Here is an 8,454-nt window from a genome sequence, read left to right on the forward strand (position 1 = left end):
ACTCAATTAAACGGCCATAAAAAACTTATAATGTTTATTTCAGCCAAGGCTTGTGTAGCCTGAAAACAAAACTAGTAGAATAACACACGCATAACTTAACTGTTATTGTTACCTTTTATTGAAATGTTGTAGCTTTTGGCAACGCCTTAACCTCACCGGTTAGCGTGCCCTTAGAGTAGCCATTTGAGTTCCATTTTAAAACCTCTCCATTTTTCCCTCTTTTGATGCTCGTATCTACACCAAAAATCTTGTTATTGAACCTCGTAATGACACTGTCATAAGAACAATGCCCTACAATGGCATGGTTGGCATTGTAGTAGTTTAATACCGAGTCTATAGACTGTTCTGTAAAATTATCATCATAAAAATAGCCTCTATACCATATAGGGCCATTGCTTCTATAGAGTAGCTCCAGAAATTCATCACTGAGTATCGATGCTCTATCCTGACCAAGGATTTGATCAGCAAAGGTTTTATTGATTTTTTCAATGGACACATTCTGATTTACCAGCGTAGGGGACAACCCGCCATGGGCGAATATCATGTCATTGATTTTAATGGCCACAGGTTTAGACCTTAACCACTGCCCGAGTATTGTGTTATCAGCATATAGCTGGTTATAAGTTGTGCCAGTCAGCTCTTCTGTAACTTTATACTTATCATGGATATACCTTAGATCATTATTAAGGACCATAACTTCATGGTTACCCAGTACTAAATGAATTTTGCCTCCATCCTTTTCTGCTTGCTTTTCCAGCCCAAATACATGCCATAGCACTTCTGTAACCTTATCGCCACGGTCAAATATATCACCTACAATCACGATGTGACCGGTGCCATAACTCCAGTTTAAATCATTATCGATAATACCATTAGCTCGGAGCAATTCAATGTATAAGTCATACTGTCCATGGATATCACTAAAGGCTACCAGGCTGTCAATACCCTCATATTCTTGAACGTAGTCTAACTGCTCTGAAAAGTCCTGTTTTAGAGCATCAAGCTCAAATTTAAAGTTGAATCTGGACTTTAGTTTTGGGTAACTATTAGCTGTAACAACCTCTTGAATTAATACACTGTCTTCAACCCATTTGCCTACAATGCCTTCTTCGGTATGGAATAGATAAGGACCGTCATTGGTATTTTGATTTTCATCAACGTTGGCCAACGAAAAGGTGAAAAGGTTGAAGATTATTAATAAGTTAAAAAACATATAGTTAAAAAATTTAAATTGACAGGCCTAAAATCTCCGGGTCTCTCATGACTTGTTTTTCCGATTGTCATTGCCCTCAGACTTGGCTAATTCTTTCGAGATATCCTTTAATACAACACCAATTTTATCACCGGTGACCTGTAATTGCTCTAGCACTTTCTCATTTTCGTTTGAATCAAAACGTTCATCCTGGATCAAATTTAGCAAGCCCATAAGTGAAACGTATGGAGCTCTTATATTATGGGCCAGGTCATGTTGGTAACTGCGGATCTGATTGATAGATTCTTCTAGCTCTTTAGTTCGTTCTGCTACAAGTGTTTCAAGATTATTATTGAAGTCTGTGATTTCTCGATTCTTCTCTTCCAGCAGTTTGTGCTGCTCGACAATCTTATCATGTTGCCTTTCTACTTCTTCTTTTTGCTCAGCAATGATTTTTGCCGCTTCTATTTTTCTTCTATTACCTCTAAAGATGACAATGGACAGTATAACTATCATGGCAAGCACCCCATATAGAAGAAAACGCTTGGTTTGCTCTGAATTAAGCTGAGCCTGTTGTTCAGCTATTTTTATATTTTGTATTTCTTGTTGCACGGCAAAAGCAATACTATCTGCTGCAGCTTGTTTTTCATAGCTGTACTGGAGGCCTTGCCTTATAATCTCCCTCTTGTTTAATTCTATTTCAAGACTATCTCTGGCTTGAATTTGTAATTCATGAAAATGTAGTGCCTTTTGATAATTCCCCAATGCCTTATGGCATTCGTACAAAATTTCAGCAGCCGTGCTGGCACCATCCTTATTTTCATTCTTTTTTGATTTATCCAGGGCCTGGTGTGCATAATTAATGGCCTTTTTATAACTCCCTTGCTCAAAGTAGTGGATGCCTATATTATTGAGCCCATCAACTGTTCCCCCTTCATCTCCAAGCTTTATCAGAGCAGCTAATGCTTCCTGATAATATTTAAGTGCTTTCTCCTTTTCATTACGCTCAGAATAGATATTCGCTATGTTATTGAATGCGTAAGCTTGCTCTCTTATCAAGCCTAGCTTTGAAGCAATATTTATTGTTTTAATAAAATAATCTAAAGCTAGTTCGGGCTCAATATCTGTGTATATCGTGCCGAGGTTATTATAAGAGGCCACCAATTTTTTCTCAATTTCAGGATCATTACTAGTTTCCTGCATTTTTAGGACAAGTTCCATAGCCCTGGTGTAATGCTCTATAGCTTCTTCAATCAGGCCCTGATCATCTTTGATCATCCCAATATTAATTAGACTGGTGGCTATCCCTAATGTGTCATTGATCTCCTCTTTTATTTTTAAGCTTTGATAGAAATACTGCGAAGCTTTTGCGTAGTTCTCGATCATATAAAATGAAGTGCCTTGTGTATTTAAGGCGATAGCCATTTCCTTTAATAAACCTCGGTCTTTAGCAAAATCATAGTGCAGCTGCCCATAGTAATAGGCACTGTCGGGATCAGAAAATATATAACCATCCCATGCCAGCTTATTAATGGCCTTTAGGCGCAGACTATCTGATAGGTCAGTGTTTCTCCAAACACTCCTTAAACTGTCTGTGTTTAGCTGAGCAGGTAAAGCTTGCCAAATGAATAAAAAGATAAGAAGTAAGGCCCCTCGCATTTTACAAGTTTAAAAACTTAGTCTACAATAATGCAACTATAATAGTTATTAATCTGACCAAGAAGATTCGGGCTGGTTGGAATCGTAAGACGATCTTTTAATGATCAAAAGACATGAGATATGACAAGAAGATTATATTAAACAAATACAGAGGTAGTTATTATTCTGGATTTATTTTGACAAATTCCAAGCCTTTGAATTTTAAGGATATCAACATATCGTTTGTTATTATAAATTCTATCAATTGTTTGCTCCCAGGTCCAGAAAATTCAACTTCCAGCGTATTTGCATCCTTACCGTAATATGCTCTGGAACTGAGTAATCCCATACTTATATTGATTATGTCATTCTCGACAGTTATCGAGAAATCCCCAAATGCTTGATTCGAAAACTTCCCCACATATTGTGAAGGGCTGAGTGTTAGCGAAGATTGCCTGCCGGCTCTTTCAGCAACAGAACTAGCATAGGACCGGTTCATCTTATTGATTCTTTTTCCGTAATCTTTGATTTGTTCTAAGTAAGCTTCATAAGATTCTAACGAATCGAGATAGAAATCATAAGTATAGGCGGTTAGTAGGTCTGCGATATTATCTCCAAAGAACGATTCATTTGAAAAAACAGCTACACCAATTTTCTGATCGGGCATAAAGGATATTTTAGCTGTATTGCCAAGAAAGCCACCGTTGTGGTAAAGTACCTTCTGATCCTTGTACTTAGAAACATGCCATCCTAAACCATATCCGACTTCAGTGAAGATGGTGCCTTTATCGTTTACTTCAGCGTAAGAATTGAGAACCTGCTTTAAGACTTGTGGTTCATAAATAACCTTGTCCTTAAAACTTCCATTATTGACATTGAAAATCAACCAGTTGGCAATATCCTTTATTGATGCAAACAGTCCACCCGCTGCTTGCATGGTTTTCTCGTCTTTTCTTGAATTAGCCTTTACAGGTCGGGTTGAATCGCCAATACAAATGTAGGGCTGAGTAGGTTTCCAATTTTCCTTAATTACCTTGTCATAAGAGGCTGTGGTTTTTTCCATTTCTAAAGGATTAAAAATTTTTTCTTTGAGTAACTGTTTCCAATCCAACCCTAATTCTTCCTGAAGTATCAGGTCGAAAATATTGTACCCCAGATTATCGTACTTAAATGCTTTGTCGTTACCCAGGTCAGTTGTTTGGCTTTCAAGGATTTCAATAAGTTGTTGATGTGTGTACTGGCCCGAAACTGCATTGCGCCAAACTAAATATCCATTGCTTATTCCTGAGGTGTGTGTGAGGAGTTCTCTAATAGAAATCCCTTCGAATAGCGTTTTGTTTTCAAAGCTCTTTATTGGTTCATAGGTAGTAATGGAAGCGTCAAGGTCAAGCAACTTTTCATCATGAAGAATCTGTGCCAAGGTTCCGTTGAATGATTTTGTGGTGGAGGCAATATAATAGGGTGTTTTTGTAGTCACTTTTATACTATGCTCTACATCAGCCAAACCATAGCTTCCAATGTGGACAACTTCATCTCCTTTAATCACAGCTATCGACAGGCTAGGTATACCTTTAATTTGATCTAATGTGTAGGTACTTAAATTATTTATGCCTTTCTTGAACTCTTTGTTTTGTGAGGTGGAAGTATTATCACAGCTAATAAGTGATGTTGCTAGCAAAATTAATATTAGAGAAATTGTATATGCTGCTTTCATAAGTGTTTGAAATTATACGTCACACCTGTTTTAATGGAATTTATTCTATGATGTTTGTAGTTTTTAATTCAGATAGTATTTCTTCTAAATGATTTCTAATTAAGGAAAAGTGCCCTTCATCAGGAATTATTTTAAGATTTGAGTTTTGCAACTCATTGTTATAGTATTGTCCCCTGAAGATTGGGGCCATCTTGTCCGATGAGCCATACCAAAGGTTTACTTGGGTGTGAATTGCATCTAATTCCATCTGCCAATCCGAAACATAGAGTTTCCATTCTTGAACAATTGCATCAATTCCTTGCTTATAACTTTCCTTACTACCCTCAATAAACTCCCAACCGTATTCAGGATGCTCGGTCATCAACTTTTTGTCAGGCTTTGGTAGATAGTTTTGAAATTGTTTAATTCGCTTTTCTGGCTTATTCACAAGCCCATCAAAATCATTTTGTATAATCTTTTTAAGTTGTTTATCTTTTTTCCAGCTAGCAACCCAATGAATAAGTTTTACTGGAATCCACATGCCTTTTAGGGAGCCTTTGTAGTTATAGGGTGTAGCACCGGAAATAATAGAGGCATTTGCTATCCTGTTTGGCATTCTGATCAAACAAGCTAATACATGCGGTGCACCTCCAGAAAGTCCGAATACGGAAAAGTGCTCAATTTGCAATCTGTCGGCTAGCTGTTCAATATCTGTTGCCCAGTTTAGAAAAGTTCTGTTCTCTTGAAAATCCGAAAGTCCTACACCGGGTCTGTCTGGCGCGATGATGCGAATACTCAATTTGGCAGCAGTACTATCCATAAAACCAGACGACAGCCTACTTTCCTGCCCACCATGGAAATAGAAGATTGGAAAGCCATTTGGTTTACCATATTCAGCGTAACCCAATACTCTTTCATCAGCTAATGTTATTGTATTATCGGTCTGCATAGAATAACATGTTTGTAGCAATACTAAGAATAAAAATAAAAGGCCAGAAACTACCTTCATCTAAACCTACCTACAATATTTTACAACTTTGAAAATAAGGTTTATGACCTTTCTGCCACTTTTCAATACGGTTATATGCTATAATCATTATCAGAGTAGGTTGCTTTTCTCAATTTTACTTTGCCAATTATTCAATAGTTGTTCCGCTACTTTACTGAATTTTCTTACCAGAAAAGGGTGAAGTATCCAATTATGAAGCTTCTGACCGTACCTCAACTCAAACAACATAATGACTTTTGTGTGAGAACCGTCTATTCCTTCTACTTTCCAATTCCCTTTCAAGTATTTGAACGGATATGGGTAGTCCGGGGCGGCAGTATTCACTTCAAAGGAATATTCCTTTTCCTCGTCCCATAGTGAGCATGTTTCTGTCCAACGGTCTTTCCCATGGCTACAACTACGAACCATTCCTTCGCCTTTACCAGAAATTATTGTTATGTCATCAATATTAGGCGCTACTTCATGGTAATTCGCCACGTTGGAAATGACTTTCCACACATTCGACTTGGGGGCCTTCATGATTCTTTCAAAACTCATTTGTTTTATGCGCTTGTCATAGATGTTATCCGTTTGTGCAAGCGCTTTGGTTTGATTGATGGCCATGTATAAAACAATCAATGCAATAACAGCTATAATGCTATTCCCTATTACTGAAATTTCAAAGGGTTGAAAGATCAATATAAACATGCTTACAAGAACCCAGAGATAATCCTGAATGATTATAAACAGAACGCCTAAGAGATTTTGGCGATTTATTTCAAAAACAATAGTTAAAGAAAAGAAGATCAGGGTTGCTCCTATTACTTGGAATGCCAATGTATTCGATGTGTCAAATAGATCGGCAACATACTTGTTTAACGCTACTAATAGAATACCTGAAAACCCTGAAAAAAGCGCGTTGAGCCCAAGAGATTTTTGTAATTGATTCATGTCGTTGAATTTTGTTACAAAGTTCCTTGAGGCGAATCACTATTCTCTTGACAAATGTTAGGAAATTCAGTTTTTAAGATTTTTTCTCAGCCTGCTTAATGATTCAGGTGCAATGCCAATCATTGAAGCAATATGTTGCAGCGGAACGTTCAGGAAAAGCTCCGGTTCGTTTTTGAGCAATGCATCAAATCTCTCTTGAGCGGTGGTATGCAAATGAGCAAATGCACCTTGCTCTAATAAAGCAAAGGAACGCGCTAAGAGCAAATTGTCGAATTCTAGCCATTTGGGTTCCTTCTTACTTAAATGAAGGTGCTTTTCTCTAGTGATCACATGAAGCTTGCAATCTGTCACTGCTTGAATGTTCCATTGACTAACTGTTTGAAATACAAAACTTGAAAGTGAAGTGATGAATTTTCCGCTGCTTCCAATCCATAGGGTGATTTCCTTTCCATCGGCAATGTCATACATCCGAAGGTATCCGGTTTCTATAAAAGCCATTTTTTGACAGATGGTGCGTGAATGAAGAAAATAATCCCCTTTCTTAACATGTATCGTTTCAAACATGGACAATATGTTTTCTAACGATGTGTTATCAACACTAACTTGATTTGATATGCAGTCTTTAAGTGGTTCCATTTTTTAAATCATACAACTACGTTTGGTATATACAAGGTAGGCCATTGCGGGCTTCTTACTTATCAGACTGTTACGAATTTATAGCGGGTTGCATCTCTTAACTTAGTGCGGTGTTATTTATTTTGTATATACATTGTTAGAAGCAGTATTTATCCAATCTTCAATCGTTCTTAAATAATCAGGATGCAATTTTGACCAAAAGGGAAAATCGCTTTCTCCAATTTTATACATTGAATGAGAGGCTCCGTCTAATAATACGGTTTTATAATTATTGTTACCTGATATAGCTAGTGCCTCTGAAATGATTTCATGACTATTAGCAGGTATTATTTCATCCCTTGTCCCTTGCACAATCAAGATGGGTTGCTTTGTTCTTTGAAAGTAAGGAATGGGACTGTAGAGAAGTTTTTTATCTACTTGAACTTCATCCAAATTTGGTACCCATACATTGGTAAACCATGCATTAGATTTTGCATTATCTATGGCCTTTTCTAAATCTGTTCTGGATAGTTTGCCTGCTTTAAATTCAAAAACTTCTCGTTGAAAATCAGTAGCTGCTTCAATGTCATTGCCGATTACTTCGGCATTTCTATTTTTCCAATAATTTAAATCGCTTTCAAGCAATGAAACTCCAGGGCAACTTACGACAACACCATATTCCAGGCTATCTAATTCATTTAAGATATATGGTATTTTAGTTGCCCCTTGGCTACTACCTTTAATGCCAATGTTCGTAAGAGAAATTCCTGTCCTGTCAGAAAAAAACTTGATTGCATTCATATCATCCTTTACAAGTTCTTCAATAGTAGCTATTTGCCAATCCCCTTCTGAATTTCCAGTCCCCCGTTTGTCATAATGAAATGTTGTAAATCCCATTTGTGCAAATAGCTTAGCCTCTGCTCTTGATGCGCTTCGGTCTGAACTGCCCGATGAAGTCAGAATTACTATTGCTTCATTCCCTTCATCTTTTGGATGCCATATAGTTCCATTTATTTTTAATTCATTGGACTCAAAACTAACATCTTCATTTTTAGGGTATCGAGTATTACTTGGCAACTCCTTTTCTAAAGTGTAAGGAACGGTAATTGAGTCTACAGTAAGAGCTCCTTGGAGTTTACTGTTATTTTCAACCCATTTGTTTTTGAAAGAGTAAGTGTAAAAATCACTTTGCAGCTTAAAACTGATAGAATCACCTCTAACTTCAACACCCTGAAAAGGAATTCGAATGGCATTTTGATCCAAGCTTGTGAAGAAAACCTTGAAACTGGTAGAATCTTGTTCAATTTCAAAGCTTATCTTATCAATAAAATCTCCATGTTCAAAAATACCACTAAAACTCCCAGCCTTGTTTCCATT

7 protein-coding genes are annotated in these 8,454 nt (G+C 37.1%); all 7 read right to left on the minus strand.

What is annotated here, in order from left to right:
• Positions 1-115: 115 nt before the first annotated feature.
• Positions 116-1,213 (minus strand): metallophosphoesterase, encoded by a 1,098-nt coding sequence (locus E1140_RS03360; RefSeq protein ID WP_155179036.1) that lies wholly within the window; start codon positions 1,211-1,213, stop codon positions 116-118.
• Positions 1,214-1,258: 45 nt separating this feature from the next.
• Positions 1,259-2,851, minus strand: a complete 1,593-nt coding sequence (locus E1140_RS03365; RefSeq protein WP_155179038.1) for a tetratricopeptide repeat protein — start codon at positions 2,849-2,851, stop codon at positions 1,259-1,261.
• A 160-nt stretch (positions 2,852-3,011) separates the two neighbouring features.
• Complete coding sequence (locus E1140_RS03370) at positions 3,012-4,544, minus strand: serine hydrolase domain-containing protein (protein ID WP_155179041.1); 1,533 nt, start codon at positions 4,542-4,544, stop codon at positions 3,012-3,014.
• 40 nt (positions 4,545-4,584) lie between these two features.
• Entirely contained in the window at positions 4,585-5,472 is an 888-nt protein-coding gene (locus tag E1140_RS03375; RefSeq protein WP_185153406.1) for an alpha/beta hydrolase, read from the minus strand.
• Between the two features lie 150 nt (positions 5,473-5,622).
• On the minus strand, positions 5,623-6,462 hold the full coding sequence (locus tag E1140_RS03380) for a type II toxin-antitoxin system RatA family toxin (RefSeq protein ID WP_155179045.1): 840 nt from the start codon (positions 6,460-6,462) through the stop codon (positions 5,623-5,625).
• A gap of 66 nt (positions 6,463-6,528) precedes the next feature.
• Positions 6,529-7,098, minus strand: a complete 570-nt coding sequence (locus E1140_RS03385) for a Crp/Fnr family transcriptional regulator (protein ID WP_155179047.1) — start codon at positions 7,096-7,098, stop codon at positions 6,529-6,531.
• Positions 7,099-7,215: 117 nt separating this feature from the next.
• Positions 7,216-8,454: alpha/beta hydrolase family protein (locus E1140_RS03390; protein ID WP_155179049.1), on the minus strand; the 1,239-nt coding region annotated here is incomplete at its 5' end.

It is taken from the genome of Fulvivirga lutimaris, from assembly GCF_009711525.1.
Lineage (GTDB): Bacteria > Bacteroidota > Bacteroidia > Cytophagales > Cyclobacteriaceae > Fulvivirga > Fulvivirga lutimaris.

Bases quoted from the DNA above. Each gene is read 5' to 3' on its own strand.
- E1140_RS03365 (WP_155179038.1), bottom strand. From the start codon at position 2,851: ATGCGAGGGGCCTTACTTCTTATCTTTTTATTCATTTGGCAAGCTTTA.
- E1140_RS03375 (WP_185153406.1), bottom strand. From the start codon at position 5,472: ATGCAGACCGATAATACAATAACATTAGCTGATGAAAGAGTATTGGGT.
- E1140_RS03380 (WP_155179045.1), bottom strand. From the start codon at position 6,462: ATGAATCAATTACAAAAATCTCTTGGGCTCAACGCGCTTTTTTCAGGG.
- E1140_RS03360 (WP_155179036.1), bottom strand. From the start codon at position 1,213: ATGTTTTTTAACTTATTAATAATCTTCAACCTTTTCACCTTTTCGTTG.
- E1140_RS03385 (WP_155179047.1), bottom strand. From the start codon at position 7,098: ATGGAACCACTTAAAGACTGCATATCAAATCAAGTTAGTGTTGATAAC.
- E1140_RS03370 (WP_155179041.1), bottom strand. From the start codon at position 4,544: ATGAAAGCAGCATATACAATTTCTCTAATATTAATTTTGCTAGCAACA.